The organism is Pseudomonas sp. Pseusp97, from assembly GCF_047304025.1.
GTDB lineage: Bacteria > Pseudomonadota > Gammaproteobacteria > Pseudomonadales > Pseudomonadaceae > Pseudomonas.
On the sequence record NZ_JBGLYK010000454.1, the window covers coordinates 1 to 952 of the forward strand.

The following is a 952-nucleotide window of genomic DNA, read 5'->3' on the forward strand; positions in this document are numbered from 1 at the left end:
GAGCTTGCTCGCGAACGAATCCCGCTGCGGGGCGAAAGGTTCGCGAGCAAGCTCGCTCCTACAGGTCATGCACGGCGCTTAGAACGCCGGCGCAATCTCACCCTTGTAGCGGGTCAGGATGAACTGCCGGACTTCCGGCGAATTCAGCGCCTTGGCCAGCTTCTGGATACCCGGGTCCTGGATGTTGTCCGGACGGGCGACGAGGAACTCGGCGTAGAGGTCCTTGCCTTTCTCCACGATCAGCGCGCTCTTGGTATCGATGCCGGCTTCCAGCGCGTAGTTGGCGAAGATGAACGCCAGGTCCACCTGCTTCACCGCGCGGGCCAGCAGGGCGCCTTCCAGTTCACGGATCTTCAGGTGCTTGGGGTTGTCGGTGATGTCGCGCTCGGTGGACTGCGGGTTGCTCGGGTCCTTGAGCTTGATCAGGCCGCTCTCGGCCAGCAGCACCAGCGCGCGGCCGGTGTTCACCGGGTCGTTGGGGATGGCCACGCTGGCGCCGTCGGGCAGTTCGGCGAGGGACTTGTATTTGGTCGAGTAGGCGCCGAACGGCTCGATGTGGATGCCCACCACGGGCACCAGATCGGTGTGGCGGGTCTTGTTGAAGTCATCGAGGAAAGGGCGGTACTGGTAGTAGTTGGCGTCGAGGTTCTTCTGCGCGAGCTGCAGGTTGGGCTGGATGAAGTCGGTGAAGACCTTGATGTCCAGGTCGACGCCTTGCTTGGCCAGTTCCGGTTTGACGAATTCGAGGATCTCGGCGTGGGGCACCGGGGTGGCGCCGACCACGAGTTTCTCCCCCGCGTTTGCGGAGAAGGCGACGACGGCCGCCAGGATGGCGATGGCCTTTTTCATGGGTGTTGCTCCTTGAACAGTTGGGGTGGGCCGTCGTCGCCTTCTCCGCAAACGCGGGGGAGAAACTCGTGGTCGGCGCCACCCCGGTGCCCCACGCCGAGAT

The 952-nt window shown here is 63.9% G+C and carries 1 protein-coding gene; it reads right to left on the reverse strand.

The genetic code is table 11. The features are described 5' to 3' along the window. Nucleotides 1-78: 78 nt before the first annotated feature. Nucleotides 79-849, reverse strand: a complete 771-nt coding sequence (locus ACCC94_RS29840) for a MetQ/NlpA family ABC transporter substrate-binding protein (RefSeq protein ID WP_413353189.1) — start codon at nucleotides 847-849, stop codon at nucleotides 79-81. Nucleotides 850-952 lie beyond the last annotated feature (103 nt).